General features: G+C 56.6%; 17 protein-coding genes. 8 read left to right on the top strand and 9 right to left on the bottom strand.

The window, feature by feature from the left end:
* Positions 1-392: 392 nt before the first annotated feature.
* From VF694_RS09100 to purN, 4 genes are all read right to left on the bottom strand, one after another.
* On the bottom strand, positions 393-2,687 hold the full coding sequence (locus VF694_RS09100) for a UvrD-helicase domain-containing protein (protein ID WP_301607195.1): 2,295 nt from the start codon (positions 2,685-2,687) through the stop codon (positions 393-395).
* Positions 2,684-3,910: a DesA family fatty acid desaturase gene (locus tag VF694_RS09095; protein WP_003801447.1), complete on the bottom strand. Its 1,227-nt coding sequence runs from the start codon at positions 3,908-3,910 to the stop codon at positions 2,684-2,686. Before VF694_RS09095 ends, VF694_RS09100 begins: the two co-directional genes overlap by 4 nt.
* Before the next feature lie 99 nt (positions 3,911-4,009).
* Complete coding sequence (locus tag VF694_RS09090; protein WP_003801449.1) at positions 4,010-5,275, bottom strand: RsmB/NOP family class I SAM-dependent RNA methyltransferase; 1,266 nt, start codon at positions 5,273-5,275, stop codon at positions 4,010-4,012.
* Positions 5,276-5,449: 174 nt separating this feature from the next.
* A complete protein-coding gene (gene purN, locus VF694_RS09085; RefSeq protein ID WP_059317761.1) occupies positions 5,450-6,106 on the bottom strand; it encodes a phosphoribosylglycinamide formyltransferase in 657 nt (218 codons plus the stop codon).
* Between the two features lie 49 nt (positions 6,107-6,155).
* Between purN and VF694_RS09080 the strand changes: the two genes are divergently transcribed.
* The 6 genes from VF694_RS09080 to rlmF all read left to right on the top strand — a co-directional run bounded on the left by VF694_RS09080 (position 6,156) and on the right by rlmF (position 13,350).
* Positions 6,156-7,121: a bifunctional riboflavin kinase/FAD synthetase gene (locus tag VF694_RS09080; protein WP_003801451.1), complete on the top strand. Its 966-nt coding sequence runs from the start codon at positions 6,156-6,158 to the stop codon at positions 7,119-7,121.
* Positions 7,111-9,951, top strand: a complete 2,841-nt coding sequence (ileS, locus tag VF694_RS09075; RefSeq protein ID WP_003801452.1) for an isoleucine--tRNA ligase — start codon at positions 7,111-7,113, stop codon at positions 9,949-9,951. Before VF694_RS09080 ends, ileS begins: the two co-directional genes overlap by 11 nt.
* The gene (gene lspA, locus VF694_RS09070; RefSeq protein WP_003801453.1) at positions 9,944-10,477 is read left to right on the top strand and encodes a signal peptidase II; all 534 of its coding nucleotides are present in this window, start codon (positions 9,944-9,946) and stop codon (positions 10,475-10,477) included. Before ileS ends, lspA begins: the two co-directional genes overlap by 8 nt.
* A 20-nt stretch (positions 10,478-10,497) precedes the next feature.
* A complete protein-coding gene (gene coaBC / locus VF694_RS09065) occupies positions 10,498-11,682 on the top strand; it encodes a bifunctional phosphopantothenoylcysteine decarboxylase/phosphopantothenate--cysteine ligase CoaBC (protein ID WP_131071561.1) in 1,185 nt (394 codons plus the stop codon).
* 71 nt (positions 11,683-11,753) lie between these two features.
* On the top strand, positions 11,754-12,215 hold the full coding sequence (gene dut, locus VF694_RS09060) for a dUTP diphosphatase (RefSeq protein WP_219235936.1): 462 nt from the start codon (positions 11,754-11,756) through the stop codon (positions 12,213-12,215).
* Positions 12,216-12,354: 139 nt separating this feature from the next.
* Entirely contained in the window at positions 12,355-13,350 is a 996-nt protein-coding gene (gene rlmF, locus VF694_RS09055) for a 23S rRNA (adenine(1618)-N(6))-methyltransferase RlmF (RefSeq protein ID WP_301607190.1), read from the top strand.
* A gap of 193 nt (positions 13,351-13,543) precedes the next feature.
* On the opposite strand, the gene VF694_RS09050 is transcribed toward rlmF, so the two are convergent.
* A complete protein-coding gene (locus tag VF694_RS09050) occupies positions 13,544-15,295 on the bottom strand; it encodes a diguanylate cyclase (RefSeq protein ID WP_440164146.1) in 1,752 nt (583 codons plus the stop codon).
* A 392-nt stretch (positions 15,296-15,687) separates the two neighbouring features.
* Positions 15,688-16,365: a type 1 glutamine amidotransferase domain-containing protein gene (locus VF694_RS09045; RefSeq protein ID WP_131071557.1), complete on the bottom strand. Its 678-nt coding sequence runs from the start codon at positions 16,363-16,365 to the stop codon at positions 15,688-15,690.
* A 479-nt stretch (positions 16,366-16,844) separates the two neighbouring features.
* Here VF694_RS09045 and VF694_RS09040 point away from each other — a divergent pair, with 479 nt between their 5' ends.
* Together VF694_RS09040 and VF694_RS09035 are read left to right on the top strand one after the other, a co-directional pair.
* Positions 16,845-17,534, top strand: coding sequence for a VIT1/CCC1 transporter family protein (locus tag VF694_RS09040; protein WP_039943272.1), 690 nt, complete (start codon positions 16,845-16,847; stop codon positions 17,532-17,534).
* A 321-nt stretch (positions 17,535-17,855) separates the two neighbouring features.
* Complete coding sequence (locus VF694_RS09035) at positions 17,856-19,559, top strand: DUF262 domain-containing protein (RefSeq protein ID WP_301607186.1); 1,704 nt, start codon at positions 17,856-17,858, stop codon at positions 19,557-19,559.
* A gap of 180 nt (positions 19,560-19,739) precedes the next feature.
* Here VF694_RS09035 and VF694_RS09030 read toward each other — a convergent pair whose 3' ends face one another.
* Genes VF694_RS09030 through VF694_RS09020 form a run of 3 tightly spaced genes read right to left on the bottom strand, consistent with a single transcriptional unit; the run spans position 19,740 to position 22,290 of the window.
* Complete coding sequence (locus VF694_RS09030; RefSeq protein ID WP_131071556.1) at positions 19,740-20,477, bottom strand: ABC transporter ATP-binding protein; 738 nt, start codon at positions 20,475-20,477, stop codon at positions 19,740-19,742.
* Complete coding sequence (locus tag VF694_RS09025) at positions 20,474-21,310, bottom strand: ABC transporter ATP-binding protein (RefSeq protein ID WP_003801463.1); 837 nt, start codon at positions 21,308-21,310, stop codon at positions 20,474-20,476. Before VF694_RS09025 ends, VF694_RS09030 begins: the two co-directional genes overlap by 4 nt.
* Positions 21,307-22,290 carry an ABC transporter permease subunit gene (locus VF694_RS09020; RefSeq protein ID WP_230406319.1) on the bottom strand — a complete coding sequence of 328 codons (984 nt, stop codon included), beginning with the start codon at positions 22,288-22,290 and terminating at the stop codon, positions 21,307-21,309. The genes VF694_RS09025 and VF694_RS09020 overlap by 4 nt, the downstream gene beginning before the upstream one ends.
* Between the last annotated feature and the right edge of the window lie 29 nt (positions 22,291-22,319).

Genomic DNA, 22,319 nt, shown 5'->3' with positions numbered 1-22,319 from the left:
CACGGGGAGCAAAGGCTGAAAATCAGCTCCAGACTCCAAGCACTGGTTCAGGCTGGGGTGAATGCCATGGCCAGGACCTGGGCCAGGCGTCAGAATGGGAGTGGGACTGGGGATGAGATTAAAGTTGCCGTCCCGGATGGGGACCGGCTTAAAGCGCATTCCGGGTTCGGTTTCAGGGTCAGGCCCGGGTTCATCGTCCTGTTCAGATGCAGACGTAGACTCGTACAGGATCAAAAAACCTGCTCATGCCCAAGGCCAAAAGAAAGAAACAAAGACGGAGATAGACTCATAGGCCAAGGTAGAGGAGCTTGCGGTGCTCCAGGCACAGAGCATTAAAAAAGCCCCCGTCATTGCGGGGGCCCTCAGTTTGCTATGGCCTGTCTGGCTCTTGCTTAGCTAACCGTATCCAGCTTGGCGATCGCCAAGGCCAGGGTCTTGCTTCCCACTTCGCGAAACTGGATCAAAGCCTGTGCATCCTCCCCCTGACCGGTCAGGTTGATGATGGTGCCTTCACCAAAACGATTGTGGTGCACGCCCTGCCCGACCCGGAAGGTCTGACCGTTCACCTCCAGAACACTGGTGTGACTACGACCGCCATAGGGCTGAGCCGAGTAGCTCTTGTCCTTGGACTCCCAACTTTGGCCACGACGGAACGCACCCGAACTGGCTTCAGACTGCATGGGCGAACTGGTGTAACGCGCCGACAACCACTTGATGTGTTGTTCCGGCAGCTCCTCCAGAAAGCGAGAGCGCATGGCGTAACGCGTTTGTCCATGCAACATGCGGCTTTGCGCCAAGGTAATGTACAAACGCTGACGCGCCCGCGTAATCGCCACGTACATCAGGCGACGCTCCTCCTCGATCCCACCTGGGTCAAACAGGCTGTTTTCATGAGGAAAAAGCCCCTCTTCCAGACCAGTGATAAAGACTGCATCAAACTCCAGTCCTTTTGCTGCATGGATGGTCATCAACTGAATCGCATCCTGACCCGCCTGTGCCTGATTGTCGCCCGCTTCCAGCGAAGCATGGGTCAGGAAGGAGCCCAGGGGCGACATGGGTGCCAGTACAGAGGCTGCCGCTTGCTCCGGATTTTGCATTGCCTGTTCGGACTCACCGGGCACAGCTTCAGGAACACGGCCTGCAGGCAGTTCGGCAAATCCTTCCTCACCCACAAACACGGTGGCTGCGTTCACCAGTTCCTGCAAGTTCTCAAGCCGTTCAGCGCCTTCACGGTCAGCCTGATAGTGAGCCAGCAAGGTACTGTGGTGAACCACATGCTCAATCAGCTCGGGCAAGGACAAAATCTGTGCCTGGCTGGCCATATCCTGAATCAGCGTGGCAAAACGCATCAAACTTATTGCTGCACGCCCTTGCAGATAAGGAATGGCCCGCAGCAAACTCGTACCACGTTCACGCGCCAAATCGGCCAGTTGCTCAACAGAGCGGGCGCCAATTCCGCGCGTGGGAAAATTCACGACACGCAAAAACGCCGTATCGTCATCCGCGTTATCCATCAAACGCAGATACGCCAGCACATGTTTGATCTCCTGGCGCTCGAAGAAGCGATGGCCGCCATACACCTTGTAGGGCAGCCCCTGGGAAAAGAGCCTGTGCTCAATGACCCGCGACTGGGCATTGCTGCGATACAAAATGGCAATCTCGCGGCGCGGCTTGCCCTCGGCAATCAAGGCGCGAACTTCATCCACAATCCATTGCGCTTCCAGAGCATCGGAGGCCAGCTCGCTGATGCGCACCAGCTCGCCTTCGCCACTATCCGTCCACAGATTCTTGCCCAGACGGCCACTGTTATTCTCGATCAGCGCATTGGCCGATTCCAGAATATGACCACAGGAGCGGTAGTTCTGCTCCAGACGAATCACATTGCCACGAGCATAGTCGCGCTCAAAGTCGGCCATATTGCCCACGTTCGCACCACGGAACGCATAGATGGACTGGTCATCATCACCCACGGCGAACAAACTGGCCTGCTCACCCGCCAACAAGCGCAGCCAACGATACTGCAGGACGTTGGTGTCCTGAAACTCATCGACCAGAATGTGCTTGAAACGGCGCTGATAATGCTCGCGAATAGGGGCATTACGAGACAGGAGCTCGTAGGCACGCAACAGCAGCTCGCCAAAGTCTACGACGCCCTCCCGTTCGCATTGATCTTGATACAGCTGATAGAGCTCGATCAGACGGCGACGGTGGGGATCGTGGGCGTCCAGGTCTCCAGGACGCTGGCCGTCTTCCTTGCAAGCATTGATGAATTTCTGGATTTCCTTGGGCGGGAATTTCTCGTCATCAATATTATTGGCCTTGACCAGGCGCTTGATAGAGGCCAGTTGGTCAGCCGTATCCAGAATCTGGAATGTCTGTACCAGCCCGGCATCGCGATAATGCATGCGCAGCAAGCGATTGCACAGACCGTGGAAGGTTCCCACCCACATACCGCGGGTGTCGATGGGCAATAAAGAAGTAAGCCGCGTCAGCATTTCGCGCGCGGCTTTATTGGTGAAGGTAACAGCAGCAAGGCCGTGTGGGCTGACCTGCCCGGTCTGGATTAACCAGGCCATTCGGGAGGTCAGGACACTGGTTTTCCCGCTACCAGCTCCGGCCAGCACCAAGGCATGGCCAGAGGGTAAGGTGACGGCGGCTCGCTGTTCCGGGTTTAAGCGATCCATCATGCCGCGTAGCGGCGCAGACGCAAGGCGAACTGCTCAAGACTGTCAATGCCACTTTGCTGAGCACGCTGGCACCAGGCGCGCAGATCCGCGAGCAACTGCTCGCTCGATGCGCTGGAACTCTCCCAGATGCCGGCCAGCTCACGCTGCATGCGAACCAGAATGGACAGGCGCGAGTTACCCGCTGCCACATTTTCCAGCTCCGCACGCTGCTCAGGGGCCAGAACATCGTCGCCACGACCGATCCAGTCGTTGCAGCTTTCCAACAAGGCCCACGAGCAATTGGGATTGTCTTTGTTCACCTGTGGCTTTAAACGGGCGATCTCTTCCGATGCGGTGGTTTTGATGATGTCCGCATAGCGCGCCAAAATTTCGTAGCGGTGCGTGATCACGCCTTGCAGGGTGGACAGACTGATACTTTCCACGGGGGCATTCGACGGCACACTCGGTTCCAGACGCAGCTTGGGAGCCACCTTCTTGACCTTGGCCAACCCCAGTGCCTTGAACACCGTGATATAGCACCAGCCCAGATCAAACTCGTACCATTTGCTGGAGAACTTGGCCGATGTACCGTAAGCGTGGTGGTTGTTGTGCAGTTCCTCGCCGCCAATGATGATGCCCCACGGGAACACATTGGTGCTGGTATCGGGACTGGCAAAGTTGCGGTAACCGATCGCATGACCCAGACCGTTCACCACACCGGCTGCCCAGAAAGGAATCCAGGCCATCTGGATCGCCCAGACAGTCAGACCCAGCAGGCCGAAGAGGAACAGGTCAATACCCAGCATGATGGTAATACCCAGCATGCTGTACTTGCTGTACAGGTTGCGCTCGAGCCAGTCATCGGGGGTACCGTGACCGAAACGCTTGAGGGTTTCCGGATTGGTGGCTTCCTGGCGGTAAAGCTCTGCGCCACGGAAAAACACCTGGCCCAGGCCAAAGACAACGGGGGAATGAGGATCGCCTTCACGTTCGCATTTGGCGTGGTGCTTGCGGTGAATCGCAACCCATTCCTTCGTGACCATGCCAGTGGTCATCCAAAGCCAGAAACGGAAGAAATGCATCAGCGCTGGATGCAGGTCCAGCCCGCGGTGCGCCTGACTGCGGTGAAGAAATACGGTCACTGCCACAATAGTGACATGTGTCATCGCCAAAATAACGAGAATAAGCTGCCACCAAGACAGTTGCAGCCATCCGTCAGCAAGAAAAGAAAGAAACGATTGCATAGACCCTTTTAGACCTGATTTTTGTTAAGGGAAACTGGAAAAGTGTAGCTCACCTAACCCCTTAACAATAACATTATTTAAGGACGAACTTGCTTTAAATCAAGCACTTTCCGTGATTCGTTCAAGTGCCGCACCAAAGAAACAATCTGTCTGGTGACGGTCCGTGCGCAGATTTAAATAAGGCCCCTCTAGCGCAAGGGCCGGACATTTGTCCTTCAATATTTCCCGGGCGTCCAGCAGTCGGAACTCGGGATGTTTGTCCAAGAATGCCTGCACTTGTTGCTCGTTTTCCTCGGGCAAGAAACTGCATGTTGCGTAAACCAAACGACCTCCTGGTGCAACACAAGCGGCGGCTTGTTCCAGAATGTCGGCCTGCATCTGAGTGTACTGCTCCAGAGCCTGCGGGTGTTGACGCCATTTAAGATCAGGATTTCGACGCAAAGTTCCCAATCCGCTGCACGGTGCATCCACCAACACACGGTGAGCCTTGCCATGCAGGCGACGAACACGCTGGTCGCCTTCTTCCTGAATGACCACCGGTACCACATTGGACAGACCGGCGCGGGCAAACCGCGGCTTGGCCTTGTTCAGGCGCGTGGCCGACACGTCAAAGGCGTACAGGCGGCCTGTGGAGCGCATCAGGGCTCCCAGGAGCAGGGATTTGCCACCGGCGCCCGCGCAGTAATCGATGACCATCTCGCCCCGACGGGGCTCAAGCAAGGCGGTCAGCAACTGGCTGCCCTCTTCCTGAATTTCCAGCTCACCTTTTTCATACTGTGGCCATACAGCGACAGAGGGGCGGCCTTCAATTCGGATACCCCAGGGCGAAAAAGGCATGGCAACCGGTTTGAATCGGGCCATGGGACCGTTTTGCAACTGGCGCAGCACGGTGTCGCGCTCGGCTTTCATGGGGTTGACGCGCAGATCCAGCAAAGCCTGCTCGTTCATGGCGGCCATCAGTTTGTAAGAGTCCGGAATCTCTTTCAGACGCTCTTCCAGCCACTCAGGCAGGCTCAGGCGCACGCCAACTGGCAAACCGTCTACGTTCAGGGCACGGATATGGCTCAGCCACTGACGCTCTTCTTGTGTCAGCCCCAGCGCCAGAGATTCCTGCCCCATCGCGGTAGACAGGCCAAGAATGGCCAGACGACGGGTGGACGGGCCCACGCCGCTTTCTGCCCAATTACGGTACTGGCGCAAGTGACGCAATACGTCGAAAACAGCTTCACGAATCTCGGCACGGTCACGCGAGCCCATTTTGGGGCGTGTACGGGCCCAGCGGGTCAAAGCCAGGTCGGCGGGATGCTTCCATTGCAAAACTTCACCCAGGGCACTGGAAACCTGTTCCAGACGACGCTGTGCCATCGCTCCCGGCTCGGGTGGGCCCGAGGGTTTGTCACGGCGTGCTGCATAAGGACGACCGCGCGCTCCAGACTCGTTACGTTGGTCCGTCGAGGAGGGGCGCTTGCGGTCCGAGCGGCCGCGAGATTGTTGGTGATCAGACATGAATATTCAAAAATTCCAAATAACCCGCTTAAATCAGGCGGGGAAATAAAAGCCGCGATGCGCAAGACCGGCCACCTCGACACGGCCATCGGCATGCAAACGCACGCGCCCCTCGATCAGCCAGCGTACGGCCTCGGTATAGACGTGATGTTCAGTGGCCAGAACGCGCTCTGCCAAGGTTTGTGCATCATCGTTGTGCAAGACAGGCACAATGCTCTGGGCAATGATGGGACCATCATCGAGCACAGGGGTCACAAAGTGCACCGAGCAGCCATGAAACTGCACGCCTGCGTCAAGTGCCTGTTGATGGGTATTCAAACCGGGAAAGCTGGGAAGCAAGGATGGGTGTATATTGATGAGCTTGCCTGCATAGTGCTGAACAAAATCGGTGCTCAGGATGCGCATGAATCCTGCCAGTAGAACATAATCTGGCTGGTAGCGGTCAATCACGCACGCCAAAGCCTGGTCAAAGGCCTCGCGTGTTGCAAATTCGCGATGCGAAACGGTCTGGACAGGCAGCCCTTGACGCTGTGCCCATGCCAATCCGGGCGCATCGGCCTTGTTAGAGATGACCGCCTCGATACGGCCATTTAGGCCCGCTGTCTTGATCAGTTCGCCTATGGCTTGCAAGTTGGAGCCGCGGCCTGAAATAAGCACAACAAGGCGACAAGGTACGGTGGAATCGGTCAAAATCCTGTTTCCCGAGAAATAACGAATCCAAAATTGTAAACTCTCGCTTGTGAAATCTGATCTAAAACTCTATCGCTCTCTGCCACGGCGCAACAGCACGGCCCGCAGCGCGGTCACCATTGGTAATTTTGACGGCGTGCATCTGGGCCACCAGGCCATCTTGCACCGCGTCAATGACGTGGCCCGCCAGCAAGGTCTTAGCTCCTGTGTCATGACCTTCACCCCGCACCCACGCGCCTTTTTCGCGCAGCGCGGCCAACGGCCCGAACTGATACCGACGCAAATCAGCGGCTTGCGGGACAAGGTCGAGGCCCTGCACCAGTGCGGCATTGAACAAATTTATCTGGCCCGTTTCAACCAGGCCATGGCCGACATGTCGGCAGCAACCTTTATTGAAGACATTCTGGTTCAGGGCCTGAATACGGGCTGGCTACTGGTGGGCGAAGACTTCCGCTATGGCCACAAACGCGCCGGCGACATTGAGATGTTGCGCGAAGCGGGCAAACGTCATGGTTTTAGTGTCGAGACCTTGCACGACGTGGCCGATGCCGATGGCCGCCGCATTTCCAGCTCGGAAGTGCGCACCGCCCTGGCCGTCGGTCAACTGGACCGCGCCCGTGCGCTGCTGGGCAAACCTTTTCACATTAGTGGTCATGTCATTCATGGCCAGAAGCTGGGCCGGGATATTGGCTACCCGACACTCAATGTCCGTGTCCCTGAGCACTGTGCCGCCCGCTCGGGCGTGTACGTGGTTCGCGTTCACGGACTGGCCGGGCAGGCTCTGCCCGGCATTGCCTCCCTGGGCGTGCGCCCAACCGTCATCGACCAGGGACGGCTGCTCTTGGAGGTGCATTTACTGGACCAACGCCTGGATGCTTACGGTAAACTTGCCCGTATAGAATTTCTGGAATTTGTCAGGGACGAAGAAAAATTCCCTGACCTCATCACAATGATCGCTGCCATCGACAACGATGCACAACGCGCTCGCGACTACTTTGCTTCAAATGGACTATAAAAACTCTCTCAATTTGCCCGACACGCCTTTTCCCATGCGTGGTGATCTCGCCAAACGTGAGCCGGGCTGGATTAGCCAGTGGGAAGAAAACAAAGTCTATGCAGCAATTCGGCAAGCCAGCGCCGGTCGTCCCAAGTTCATTTTGCACGACGGCCCGCCCTATGCGAACGGTGACATTCACATCGGGCACGCGGTCAACAAGATTTTGAAAGACATCATCGTCAAGAGCCGCAACATGGCTGGCTTTGACGCGCAATATGTGCCTGGCTGGGACTGCCACGGCATGCCCATTGAAGTTCAGATTGAAAAGAAGTACGGCAAGAACCTGCCTGTGGCCGACGTTCAGGCCAAGGCACGTGCCTACGCGCTGGAACAGATCGAGAGCCAGCGCAAGGACTTCAAACGTCTGGGCGTGCTGGCGGACTGGGAGAATCCCTACCTGACCATGAACTTCAGCAACGAAGCCGACGAGCTGCGCGCGCTGTCCAAGATCATGCAAAAGGGTTTCGTCTTTCGTGGTCTGAAACCGGTGAACTGGTGTTTTGACTGTGGCTCGGCCCTGGCAGAAGCCGAGGTTGAATACGCGGATCGCACCGACCCATCCGTGCATGTGGCTTTCCCCTTCGCCCAGAAAGACAAATTGGCGAGCGCTTTTGGCGTAAGCAACGTGGACGATGGCGCCATCGTCATCTGGACCACCACTCCTTGGACCATCCCTGCCAACCAGGCGCTGAACGTCCACCCCGAAATCCGCTACGCCCTGGTCAAACTGGACACGGCACGCGCGACTGGCTCCATGCTGATCGTAGCTGAGGATCTGGTTAAATCCTGTCTGGAACAATGGGGGCTGACCGGCCAGATTGTTGCCACCACGACGGGTGAAGCCCTGAACCTGATCGAATTTGATCACCCGCTGGCCAAGGTGGATGCTGGCTATCAGCGCCGCTCCCCCGTGTACCTGGGCGACTATGTCACCCTAGACAGCGGTACTGGCGTGGTTCACTCGGCCCCTGCCTACGGTATTGAGGACTTTATCTCCTGCAAAGCCCACGGCATGAAGGACGACGATATGCTCAAACCCGTCATGGGCAATGGGCACTACGCTGACAATCTGCCTCTGTTTGGCGGTCAGCTGATCTGGAAGGCCAACCCACAAATCGTGGAAACCTTGCAAAACGCTGGCACTTTGCTCAAGACCGAGCAACACCCACACAGCTATATGCACTGCTGGCGCCACAAAACCCCCATTATCTACCGCGCCACCAGCCAATGGTTTGCCGGCATGGACAAGGAAAACAGCAGTGGCCGCACGCTGCGCGAGATGGCGCTGGAAGCCATTGACAACACCGAGTTCTACCCCTCCTGGGGTCGCGCCCGCCTGCATGCCATGATCGCCAACCGCCCTGACTGGACCTTGTCGCGACAGCGTCAATGGGGTGTACCCATGGCGTTCTTTGTACACAAGGAAACGGGTGAGCTGCATCCGCGCACGCCCGAGCTGATGGAACAAGTCGCTCAACGCATCGAAAAAAGCGGTATCGAAGCCTGGCAGAACCTGGACCCGCGTGAGCTCCTGGGCGACGAGGCCGATCTGTACGAGAAAAACCGCGACACGCTGGACGTGTGGTTTGACTCGGGCACCACGCACGCCACCGTTTTGGGCGGCAAGGATCACACCACGCACGGTTCGCACGCCGACAAGCTGCAATGGCCTGCCGATCTGTACCTGGAAGGTTCGGACCAACACCGTGGCTGGTTCCATTCCTCCTTGCTGACTGGCTGCATGTTGTACGGTCGCGCACCGTACAAAGCCCTGCTCACTCACGGCTTTGTGGTGGACGGCAATGGCCGCAAGATGAGCAAATCGCTGGGCAACATCATCAAGCCGCAAGAGATTGCCGACAAGATGGGCGCCGAAATCATGCGCCTGTGGGCCGCCTCCACGGACTATTCGGGCGAGCTGTCCATCTCCGATGAAATTCTGAAGCGTGTTGTGGAAGGCTACCGCCGTATCCGCAATACCTTGAAGTTTCTGCTGGGTAACCTGGCCGACTTCGATGTCACCCAACATGCAGTGCCTGTTGATCAATTGATCGAGATCGACCGTTACGCCCTGCAAATGACCGCCGACATGCAGGCCGACCTGCTGGAGAACTACAAGCGCTACGAATTCCATCCTATCGTGGCCCGCTTGCAAACCTTCTGCTCTGAAGATCTGGGGGCTTTCTACCTGGATATTCTGAAAGACCGCCTGTACACCACCGCTAAAGAGGGTCAGCCCCGCCGCTCGGCTCAGACCGCGCTGTATCACTTGACCCAGACACTGCTCAAGCTGATGGCCCCTATCCTGTCCTTCACGGCAGAAGAAGCCTGGCGCGACATGCACGGTGGTTCGGTTCCTAGCGGCACCATCTTCACCGAACTGTTCCATGCCTTGCCCGAGCAAGGCGAGCAGTCGGCACTTAGCGCCAAATGGCAGCGTCTGCGCGCCATCCGTGCCGACGTGATGCGTCGTATTGAAGATGTACGCAGCACCGGCGCCATCGGTTCGTCCCTGGCTGCCGAGATCGACATCTACGCCCAAGATCAGGATCTGGAATTCCTGCGCTCCCTGGGCGAAGACTTGCGCTTCATGCTGATCGTTTCCCGTGCCGACGTGCACGCTGGCGAAGGCGACTTGCGCATTGATGTCACCCCTACCGAACAGGCCAAGTGCGAGCGCTGCTGGCACCATCGCCCTGACGTAGGCCAAAGCGCCGAGCACCCCACCCTGTGTGGTCGTTGCGAGGACAATCTGTTTGGCGAAGGCGAAGTGCGTCACCATGCCTGATCAGGACATGGCCTCTTCTCCCGACCAGGCCCGACTGCCCTCCCGGCAGTTCTGGGCCTGGATTGGTCTGGCCGCCTTGATCGTAGGCCTGGACCAGTGGACCAAGCAGTATTTCGACAGCAACCTGTTCTATCAGGAACGTTGGAACATCCTGCCTTTTTTTGACTTCACCCTGCTCTACAACCCCGGGGCTGCGTTCAGTTTCCTGGCCGGCGGCCAGGGCTGGCAACGCTGGTTCTTTGTCGGCATTGCCGCCATTGCCACGGTGTTTATCGTGACCATGCTGCGTCGATCCGCCAAACAGCCCTTGTTCTGCCTGTCACTGAGCCTGATTCTGGGCGGGGCGGTTGGTAATGTGGTCGATCGTCTGATGCATGGTCACGTTGTGGATTTCCTGCTTTTTTACTGGAATCAGTCCTACTTTCCAGCCTTCAACATTGCCGACGTCGCCATTAGCTGCGGCGCTGCCTTGTTGGTGCTGGATGAGTTTCTGCGCATGCGCCGCAACAAACGACAGCGCTCCTGAGTCTGTAAGGATCATGTCCTATGCTTAGCAATAAAAAACTGGTGTTTGGCATCACCGGCGGCATCGCTGCTTATAAAACCGCCGAACTCTTGCGTCGCAGCCAGGACCTGGGCGCCCGGATTGATGTCGTGATGACCGAATCGGCCACGCGTTTTATCAGCCCGGTCACTTTTCAGGCCTTGTCGGGCCGCACGGTCTATACCGATCTGTGGGATGCACGTGTACCTAACAATATGGCCCACATCCAGCTCAGCCGGGACGCAGACGCCATTCTGATTGCGCCGGCCAGCACCAACTTCATGGCCAAGCTGGCCAATGGCCTGGCCGACGACCTGCTCAGCACCTTGTGCATCGCCCGTGGTCATTGCCCGCTACTGCTGGCCCCGGCCATGAACCGGGAAATGTGGCTGCATCCGGCTACCCAGCGCAATGTGGAACAACTACGCCGCGACGGTGTGCATATTCTGGGCCCCGGCACAGGGGACCAGGCCTGTGGTGAAACCGGCGACGGGCGCATGCTGGAACCGGCCCAACTGCTTGCTGAGCTGACGGCGTTCTTTCAGCCCAAACTGCTGGCGGGCAAACGCGTGCTGATTACCGCTGGCCCTACCAGCGAGCCGATTGACCCGGTGCGCGTCATCAGCAACCGCTCCTCCGGCAAGATGGGCTACGCCATTGCACGGGCGGCTCAGGAGGCTGGTGCACACGTCACGCTGGTCTCAGGGCCGGTTGCACTGGAAACACCTTACCAGGTGCGTCGCATCAACGTGGAAACGGCCCGCCAAATGCACGCCACCGTCATGTCTCAAGTGGATGATGCCGATATCTTCATCAGCGTTGCAGCGGTGGCCGACTGGTACGTCAGCAATGCCAGCGACATCAAGATTAAAAAGACGTCTGAACAAGCCACACCAAACCTGCAATTCAGCCCCAATCCCGATATTCTGGCCGAGGTTGCCGCACTGAAGAACGGTCCTTTCTGCGTCGGCTTTGCCGCCGAGACAGACAATTTGATCGAGCACGCCCAGGCCAAGCGCCAGCGTAAAAATGTGCCTTTGCTGGTTGCCAACCTGGCCCAGCGCGCCATGAACGCCGACGACACCGAACTCGTGCTATTTGACGAGCAAGGCCATATGCACTGGCCTGCCCAGGATAAACTGCTGGCTGCACGTCAACTGGTACAAGATATCGCCCAGCGGCTTTAACGCTTTTTCTCTTTTATGATTGCGGGCAGCGCCAAGCGGATGCGCTGCCTCTTTTTTTCAGGATACCGTCTATGCATCGCCGTATTGAAGCTCGCATCGTCAATGATCTGTTGGGCACGACCATTGAAGCCCCCAGCTACGCCACGGACGGCTCTGCTGCCATGGACCTGCGTGCTTGCCTGAGCGAAGCCGTCACCCTGGCCGCAGGCGGCCGCACACTGGTTAAAACCGGACTGGCCATTAATATGATGGACCCTGGTCTGGTTGCCATCGTCGCCTCACGCTCGGGCCTGTCCCTCAAACACGGTGTGCGGGTTGCACAAGGCATTGGCGTGATTGATGCCGACTACCACGGCGAGATCGGGGTGATTCTGGCCAACGACAGCGACCAGGACTATGTCATTCAGCCCGGCGAACGTATCGCTCAGCTCATGTTCCAGCCAGTCGTGCAAGTTGCGCTGCAGTTGGTAAGCGAGTTCTCTACTGAGACAGAACGTGGCACAGGCGGCTTTGGCAGCACAGGCAAGCATTAAGCCTTAAGGCGAGAGAAGGACGCGATGCACACCCGCCTGACCACAACAGCAGGCATCGCTCCTTTACAGCCCTGACACGATGCTCTACACGCGTGCCAGCGCCACGATTCAGACTGACCCAAGCCATTTTCGGACTTCAATGCCCTCTCACAAAACAGGTAGTTCCAACGCTGAACGAGCCACATCAAACAAAACAGCGGCTCAACTCCATCCGCGTAACCGCCATCAGGGCCGTTATGACTTTGACACCCTGATCAAAGAGACACCCGAACTGGCAGCTTTCGTTTTCGTCAATCCCTACGGCGATCAAAGCATCAACTTCGCAGATCCGAATGCCGTCAAAGCCCTGAATCGCGCCCTGCTCAAGAGCTTTTACGGCATAGCACATTGGGATATCCCGGCCAATTACCTGTGCCCTCCTATTCCTGGGCGTGCCGATTACGTGCACTACTTGGCCGATGTGCTAGCCAACAGCAATAAGGGGAGCATTCCCCGCGGTGAAGCAGTGCGTGTCCTTGATATTGGCGTCGGCGCAAATGCCATCTACCCTTTGATTGGTCATGCCGAGTATGGCTGGCAGTTTCTGGGCACGGACATTGACGCAAGTGCCTTAACATCGGCGCGCACGATTATTCATGCCAATCCCGGCCTGTCGGCTGCCATCAAGTTACGTCAACAGAAATCGCCCGCCCATATTTTTAAAGGCATCCTGGGTGCAAATGACTACATTGACCTGACGCTATGCAACCCGCCCTTTCATTCATCGCTCGATGAGGCCTTAAGCGGCAGCCAGCGCAAATGGCGCGGACTGGGCAAGGCGGTGCCTAAACAACAGGCGCCTGTGCTGAATTTCGGTGGGCAACATGCAGAGCTATGGTGTGAGGGTGGTGAAGCACGCTTTATACGCCGCATGATAGAAGAAAGCACGATTGTAGGCCGGCAAGTGCTATGGTTCAGCAGCTTGGTGTCCAAAGCGTCGAACTTACCTGGAATCTTGTCTGCTTTGAGGAAGGCCAAGGCCTTCAAGATACAGACAGTTGAAATGACGCAAGGTCAAAAGCAAAGTCGGTTTGTAGCCTGGACGTTTCTTGACGCTGGGGAACAAGAGGCTTGGCGCAAGGCGCGTTGGCAGTAGGCTCGTAGCAAACGCTGGACGAGATACAGCCAGATAAACAGCGCTTGCGCTGCTAAGGAAGTCTTAGGTGACACAACGCCAACGAGAACACTAGGTCCACACGGTTTCGACCTACCGTACTCTCACGCGCCGCGCCCTCGGAGGCTGCCCGGCTCAATGACGTCAATCCCCCACCACCCAGCAACTCAAGCCTTCAGGCCGTAGGCTTGCCCCTACCGTCCAAATGGACAGAATTGTCGAGGAATGCTTGATTGCGACCGCTGACTTTAGCCTTATAGAGCGCCGCGTCAGCACGCGACACAAGTGTGATCGCGGGTTGAGGATCGCGTGTGTCGAGACAGGTGACGCCCGCACTGATTGTGACAAACCCGATGGGTGAGTCCGAATGCGGGATGTCCAAGGATCGCACGGTGGTGCAAACGGCCTTTGCCAGCTCCAGGGCTTTAGCGCATGGAGTTTCAGGCAAAATAATCGCGAACTCTTCACCCCCGTAGCGGGCCACAAAATCGCTCGAGCGTCGGCCCACCCTCTTGAGGGCCTGCGCCACAGCTCGCAGGCAGTCATCACCGGCTTGATGACCATAGCGATCATTGAAATGCTTGAAAAAATCAATGTCCAGCAGGATTAGCGCAAGAGGATGAGAATGACGACGAGCGCGTGCAATTTCTTCCAGCAAGATTTTGTCGAACTGGCGTCGATTGGCTAAACCCGTTAAACCATCTGTGGAGGCGAGCGACTCCAGCTTCCTGTTCGCTTCTGTCAGGTCGGCGGTTCGAGCCAGCACCTGAGACTCAAGCGACTGATTCAGGTCTTGTAGCGCTGTTTTGCGCGTTATCAGCGTATGCGTCATGCCAGCAAGCGACAGGCTCAAGGAGTCGAGTTCGCGGATTCCACTGGATTTAACAGAAAAATTGACGTCCTCTTTGCCCGCGTTGATCTGAGACGCGGTTCTTTCAATGTCTTGCAACGGCCTGCTGAACCGGACAGCGGCCCGGTCAGCCAGCACGACCAGCAGCAGGGAAAGACCGATTCCGAGCCAGAGCATCTGCTGGTGCAGGATGCTGACGCTGGCAAGTGCAATCTCGCGTGGCTGGCGCACGACAATCGACCATCCAAGGTCTTCCGAGCCTGGGCCGACGATGGCGGCACGAGCTGAAATGTATTCCTTGAACATGTCCTCAGTTAAGGTGAGGTTGAGTGCACCGCTGGCAGATGAGGTACCGAATAGCTCGACTTCACGCGTTCTTGAAAGTGTGTACAGTACTTGCCCTGCCCGATCGACAAGAAAGACATCAATCTGATGACTGGTATGCTCCTGGCTGACACTTTCCTTGATGACCGCTTCGATCCACGTCCAATGCGCGTGTGTCGCAATGACTCCAATTATTTCGCCTTGGCTGTTGCGGACCGGGGCGGCAAAGTCAATGAAACGCAGAGGCTCAGACGGGGATGCGGAGGGCTGAAGATGACGAGCCAGAAGTAGGGCTTCATGAACGTCGCCCGTAAACAAGCGTTCTTTACCCCTGATGAACCAAGGGCGAGCACTGACATCAACGCCTTCAAGCAGACCGTCGGAGGCCACAATGACACGACCGTTGATGTCGCTTAGCCCCATCCAGGCGTAAGGCCGATAGCCTTGTTTAACGGCATCAATAATGGTCCGTACAGACTCGGTTTGCCAGTCCTCAAGAGTCAGGGTTGGCAAGCGGCTGATAAGATCGATCTCACGGCGGCGTTCTACCAAACTCTGGGACATCACCCTGGCAATTGAGCGAGAGATTTCTTCCAGCTTGTCTTGGCCGAGGGATGTTAAGGTCTGTGTGGCTCTATTCTCGATCACGACGGAGGACACAAGCCCCAACAGCAGCGAAACTCCACCGAAAATCATGATCAGCCGCTGACGCAAGCTGCGTGTCACTCGTCGCATCGCGAAGCGTCCCAGCATATAGATTAGGTTTCAAGAATTTTACATTGTAGCCTCGAGCGACGTTTTCAGCTGCTTTGTCACGCCATTTGGATGCATTGCTGCTCATTGCCCCTCAGTGTCAGGCAAAGGGCATACAACTTGAGTTGCAGGGCCACACACATGGCCGGTCTCATAAGCGTGAGGCTGGCGCAACCACGAGCGCACTGGATATTCAGGCCTGCCGCCGCAACGGCCCGCAGTAGCGCGATCGCCGTGAGCAGTTAAAGGTACAACTGACCACCCAAGCACTTTTAGCTGTCTCAACGTCCAAACACCATGGCTGCCAGAACAATTGAACGTACCTCGGCCCTACCAGGCGCAAGAACCACCGCAGCAACGATGCTGCGCACAGCATCGTTGGCTAGGCTGGGTCAGCCCAAGAGCTTCAGCAAGGCCTGGGCGGCCGGTTTGGACGAGGCCGGGTTCTGACCGGTGATCAGCAAGCCATCGCTGGCCACATAGGGTTGCCAGTCACCGCCTTTGCTGTAATTACCGCCGTTCTCTTTCAACATGTCTTCCACCAGAAATGGCACAACATCGGTCAGGCCGACAGCCTCTTCCTCGCTATTGGCAAAACCGGTGACGGATTTACCCCGAACCAGCGGCGTGCCATCAGGCGCCTTGACACGACGCAATACGCCGGGTGCATGGCAGACCGCAGCGACCGGCTTGCCGGCGCCCAGCATGGTTTCGATCAGCGCAATGGATAAGGGGTCTTCGGCCAAGTCCCACAATGGCCCATGGCCACCGGGATAAAACACAGCATCAAAGTCGGCGGCGGCAACCTCCTTCAGTTTATGCGTGTTGCCAAGCAAGGCCTGGGCGGCGGGATCTTCCTTGAAACGGCGTGTGTCATCGGTCTGCGCCGCAGGATCGTCGCTCTTGGGGTCCAGTGGCACCTGCCCACCCTGTGGCGACGCGACCGTGATCTGCGCCCCCGCGTCCTTAAAGACGTAATAAGGCGCAGCGAACTCCTCCAGCCAGAAACCCGTTTTTTGACCTGTGTTGCCCAGTTGATCGTGCGAAGTCAGAATCATCAAAATCTTCATGGAGCACCTTCTTTGAATGGAGGACAGAGAAACAAGCAATCGCGCCAGCAGGACCTTACTCACTGGTGATGCCAAGTACCAGCTTACCAAAACCGCTGCCGCTGAGCATGCCAATCATGGCCCGAAGTGGCTGTCACCGACGGTGCTGAGTGATACCCCCGACTCACTCCCCTACCACATTCATTCGCTCGCCCACGCGCTAGCCCACCAACAGGATCATGTCTTGCCGCAGTTTTCACAGACTTGTGTATGCTTTGCTTGTAAATAAGTGGTGCAGGGGGGCATGTAGATTCACCACGGTTTCACGCGAAGAACGGCACGCAGACAACCATACTGGCGTCAATATCGCATGACTGTTGATCCTGATGATGGTTAATTAGATGCCGGGACTGACAGCGCGCGCTTCATGCTTCACTTAAACAGGCCATACGTCATACGACCGGCACCGTACGCAACCACACACCAATCTGGGGCTATCTATGAGACATACTGAAAGACACAAGACGCACCGTACAGGCTGGCTTCGAGCCGCTGTTTTAGGGGCGAATGACGGGATTGTCTCGACAGCCAGCTTGGTCTTGGGGGTGGCGGCCACAGGAGCAAGTGCCAAGAGCATTCTTGTTGCAGGCGTTGCCAGCCTGGTCGCTGGTGCCATGTCCATGGCGGCCGGTGAGTATGTATCAGTCAGTTCACAAGCCGATACAGAGAGCGCAGATCTGGCCCGCGAGAAAGCAGAACTGGCGAAGAACCCTGAGCAGGAACATGCCGAACTCACAGCCATTTATATCAATCGGGGCCTGGATGAAAATCTGGCGTCACATGTCGCGACCCAGCTAATGGCCCACGACGCACTCGGGGCCCATGCGCGAGACGAGCTTGGCATATCAGAGACCTTGGCGGCCAAACCGGTACAGGCCGCACTGGCCTCGGCTGCGACATTTGCCGCAGGTGCCCTGCTGCCTTTGCTGGTGGTTCTGCTGCTGCCGACGGCTGCACTCATGTGGTATGTCGCAGGCAGCTCGCTGCTCTTTCTCGCCCTTCTAGGCTTGATCGCCGCCAAGGCAGGTGGCGCTCCGCTATTCGTCTCGACCGCCCGCGTGACCTTCTGGGGGGCATTGGCGATGGGGCTAACGGCTGGCGTCGGTGCTTTGTTTGGTGTGGCTGCTTAATTGCAGGACCTTCTTTGACAATGCCAGATGGATATCCCCAGTAGAACGATAACGTTCAGCTCATCAAGGCAGCTTTCGGCCTTGAGCAGTCGCTGGCCATCCAATGCGGATTGCGTTCATCAAGACAAGAGAGGCCTACTGTATGCCAGATTGATCGCATCTACCCCTAAGGCTGTTGACTACAGCTATTCCTGCCTTACTATCCCATCTTGCTCATGTTTTGTTTTTCTAAAAAGACACTTGTTGGGCAAATTCTCAGGCATTCCAATGTTACGCGACGGAGATGTTGCCAGAAAACAAAGTTAGGCAAGGAGAGGCTAATTGGAATATATACCCGTTAGGGTCAGCGACATCATCCGGCAGGTAAATCGGGATATTTACCTGCCGGCCATTCAGCGGGAATTCGTGTGGGGGACCGACCGCATCGAACGGCTGTTCGATTCGATTATGGCGGACTTCCCCATCGGTTCGTTCCTGTACTGGAAGTTAGAGCAAAAGAATAAAGACGAGTGGCCGATCTACGAATTCATCCGAGACTTCGACGGCGAGTCGTCGCACAACCCACTGGCGAACATGGCGGGGATCACCAGGGACGTTACTCTCGTCCTCGACGGCCAGCAACGCATCACATCACTCCTGATCGGCCTGAAGGGTTCGTACCGTTACTTCTACTACCGTTGGCGCCAGACCAGCCTCTATCTCAATCTGCTAAAGCCTCCGACGCCGAACGAGGACAACCCGGAGGAGTTGACCTACGGTTTCGCCTTCCGTGAGAGCGGCGATCCTAGTGGCAAAGCCCCGCAGCTTTGGTATCCCGTGGGCCGCATCCTCGACTTCGAGGACGCTGAAGACGCGAAGGCCGACATGAAATCGAAGCTGGCTGAGCTACCGGAAGACCTGCGTGATAACGCCAACAGGCTGATCGGCCGTCTGCACAACCGAATCCACACAACCCTGGTGGGCAACTACTACCAGGAGAAATCTCAAGATTACGACAAGGTATTGCAGGTGTTTGTCCGGGCGAACTCGGCGGGCCAGCCGCTAGAATACTCGGATCTGCTGCTCGCCACAGCGACAGCGAAGTGGGAGACACTGGATGCCCGAAAAGAAATCCATGAGTTCACCGACTCACTCAACGACATCGGGACCGGCTACGGATTCGGCAAGGACTTCGTACTGAAGGCTTGTCTGTACCTGACTGAAGACCTACCCATCCAATATAGGGTGAAGAACTTCTCTCGGAGTAATTTGCGGAAGATCGAGGAAAATTGGGGCGACATCAAGGAGGCCCTGACAACAACCGTGCGGCTGATCTCCCGCTTTGGTTTCAACTCCAAAAACGTCGTTGCCCCTCTGGCACTGCTGCCGATTGCCCTTTACCTGCTTAAGCGGGGCAACCGGACCTTCGACATGTCCTCAAAGGTCGAGGACGCCGAGGCCCAAATCGCCATTCGACAGTGGTTTATCTTCTCGACCCTGAAGAACGCTTTTGGCGGATCGTCGGACACCACGCTGAACCGCCTTCGGGAGTTGTTGAAAGATGCAGGCCCCGATACACCGTTCCCAGCCGACGACCTTTACAAGTCTCTGGAAATTGAGCCAAGGCTCACCGATGCTGAGATCGAGCGCATACTCACCTACCGCTACCAGGGCCGCTATACGAACCTGGTTCTGTCACTGCTCTACCCCGACCGGGACTGGAAGGACGCCGTATTCCACGAGGACCATATATTCCCTCAGTCGGAGTTTCAGATTCGACTCTTAAAACGACGTGGTTACGCTGAATCCAAAGTGCAATCGTATATCGCTAAGTACAACCTGCTCGCTAACCTGCAATTGCTTACCGAATCCGAGAATTTGTCGAAAAACGCTACGCCATTTGAGGAATGGATCAAGACGCGCGATGCTTCTTTTCGACGGCGGCACCTCATACCAGAAATGACATCCTACGTATTTGATGCGTTTGACGAGTTCTACGAGAAGCGCAAAGACAGCATAGTAAAGGCCCTGCAAAGGCTGACCTGATGCACACCACCACTAAGTGAAAAGCGTTGAACAACAGCTTTCCTGAAAGCTCAATGGCGGCAACGGGTCGAAAGCAGCCCTCTCAAGATTAATCTTCACTACTTATAAAACCCAGCACAAAAATCAAAAAGCCAATCAGCTCTGAGCTGATTGGCTTTTTTTTCTAATCCTAAATCCTACTTACGCAGCAAAATCCTCTTCCCCCAGATACGCGGCTCGTACCTTGGGGTCATGCAGCAACTGCGCAGCCGGGCCTTCCAGAATAATCCGCCCCGACTCCATCACATAGCCCCGATCTCCCAGTTCCAATGCCAAGCGCGCATTCTGCTCGATCAGCAAGATCGTCACGCCTTCTTTGGCAATGGTCTGGATCAGCTCAAAAATCCGCTCAACCATGATCGGGGCCAGCCCCATGGACGGTTCATCCAACAGTAGCAAGGACGGCCGGGAAATCATGGCGCGTCCCATGGCCACCATCTGCTGTTCCCCACCGGACAACGTCCCGGCCGATTGTTTTTTACGCTCAGCCAGTCGCGGAAACAGGGTGTAGATACGTTCGATATCCTGGCGTACTTCGTGATGATCCTTGCGGGTATATGCCCCCATGGCCAGGTTTTCCTCAATCGTCAGTTGAGGAAAGATGCCCCGCCCTTCCGGCACCATGACCACACCACGGCGCACGAGCTGGTGTGATGGCAGGCCGACTATGCTCTCGCCCTGGTGTTGAATCTGACCGGCAGCCGCCGGAACCAGTCCGGTAATAGCCCGCAAGGTGGTGCTTTTACCAGCACCGTTAGCACCAATCAGGCAAACCAGTTCGCCTTGCCCGACTCGCAGGTCCAGGCCGCGTACCGCCCGGATGCCGCCATAAGCCACGTCCAGGCCCCGAATATCCAGCATCAACGGTTCTGTGCTCATGCCTTTTCCTCTTCAACGGTAATACCCAGCTCTTTGGCAGCACCCGCACCCAGATAGGCCTCAATCACACGCGGGTTATGCTGGACTTCGGCAGGTTTACCTTCGGCCAATACTTTGCCGTATTCCAGCACCAGGACTCGGTCACACAGGCCCATGACCAGCTTCATATCGTGTTCGATCAGCAGGACAGTAATGCCGTCACCACGGATTTTTTCAATCAGCTGGCGCAGGACGACGGTCTCGGACGGGTTCATCCCAGCGGCCGGTTCGTCAAGGGCCAGCAACATGGGATCGGTTGCCAAGGCGCGGGCGATTTCCAGGCGGCGCTGGTCACCGTAGGACAAGGACCGGGCAATCTCGTTAGCGTGCTGGGCGATGCCCACGTAATCCAGCAACTCGTAGGCACGGGCCTCGATCTGCTCTTCTTCCTGACGAGTAGCGCGGTTACGCAGCACCGCACCCAGCACGCCTGCGCGGGTGCGGACGTGACGACCAATCATGACGTTTTCCAGGGCAGACAAGCTGCCAAACAAACGAATGTTTTGGAAAGTACGCGCAAAACCGGACTCAGCAATTTGATGAGGCTTGCAATCGGTCAGATTACGACCCGCAAAGGTGCAGCGGCCCGACTCGGGGATATACAGGCCCGTCATCACGTTGAACAGCGTAGTTTTACCTGCGCCGTTCGGGCCGATCAGACCGTAAATGTCACCTTTGCGAATGCTGAAACTGACATCGGACAAGGCCTGCAAACCGCCGAAGCGCTTGGACAAGCCTTCTGCCTGCAACAGCACCTCGCCCTCTTTTACGTGTTGGTTCATGGTCACACTCATGCTTGCACCTGCTTCATTTTGCGCTCACGACGGCGCACCGCGGAGGGCCATAGCCCTTCGGGGCGGTAGATCATGACCAGTACCAGAGCAAAACCAAACAGGAGCATACGGATGCCGTCCGGGTCCAGAATCACGTCGCCAAACACGCTTTGCTGCAAGGGCACCACGACGGAGCGCAGCAACTCGGGGAAGACGGAAAGCAGCAAGGCACCCACGATCACTCCAGGGATATGTCCCATCCCTCCCAACACAACCATGCACAGCACGGCGATCGATTCGGTCAGGCTGAAACTCTCTGGGCTGACGAAGCCTTGCATGGAAGCAAACAGACCGCCGGCCACGCCACCAAAGGTTGCACCCATGGCAAAAGCCAGCAGTTTGACGTTACGGGTATTGATGCCCATAGCCTTGGCCGCAATTTCATCTTCACGAATGGCTTCCCAGGCGCGCCCAATACGGGAGTGCTGCAAGCGCACGCAGATGAACACAATCAGCAGGGTGATCAGCAAAAGCAGGTAATAGTACTTTTCCGGCCCGGTTATCCGTATGCCAAACAGGGTTTCCGCTTTACCGAATATGAAATCACCAATCTTGAAGGTATCGACCCGATTGATCCCTTGCGGGCCGTTGGTGATGTTGATGGGCGCATCCAGATTGTTCATGAAGATGCGGATAATCTCACCAAACCCCAAAGTCACGATGGCCAGATAGTCCCCACGCAGGCGCAGCACCGGAAAGCCCAGCAAAACGCCAAATACCGCTGCCAGGGCAATACCGGCTGGCAACACCATCCAGAAGGGCAAATGCAATCCAAAATGTGGCGAGGCCAACATAGCCCAGACATAGGCGCCTACCGCATAGAACGCGATATAGCCCAGATCCAGCAGGCCGGCAAAACCCACCACGATGTTCAGGCCCAGTGCCAGCATCACATAGAGCAAGGCAAAGTTCAGGGTACGGACCCAGCTCTGACCGGCCATGCCCAACACAAAAGGCAAAATGGCCAGCA

The organism is Alcaligenes sp. Lyrl_28, assembly GCF_051948705.1.
In the GTDB taxonomy this organism is placed as follows: domain Bacteria; phylum Pseudomonadota; class Gammaproteobacteria; order Burkholderiales; family Burkholderiaceae_B; genus Alcaligenes; species Alcaligenes ammonioxydans.
Note: the sequence above shows the minus strand (reverse complement) of the source record. Positions and strands in the feature narration are given on the sequence as shown.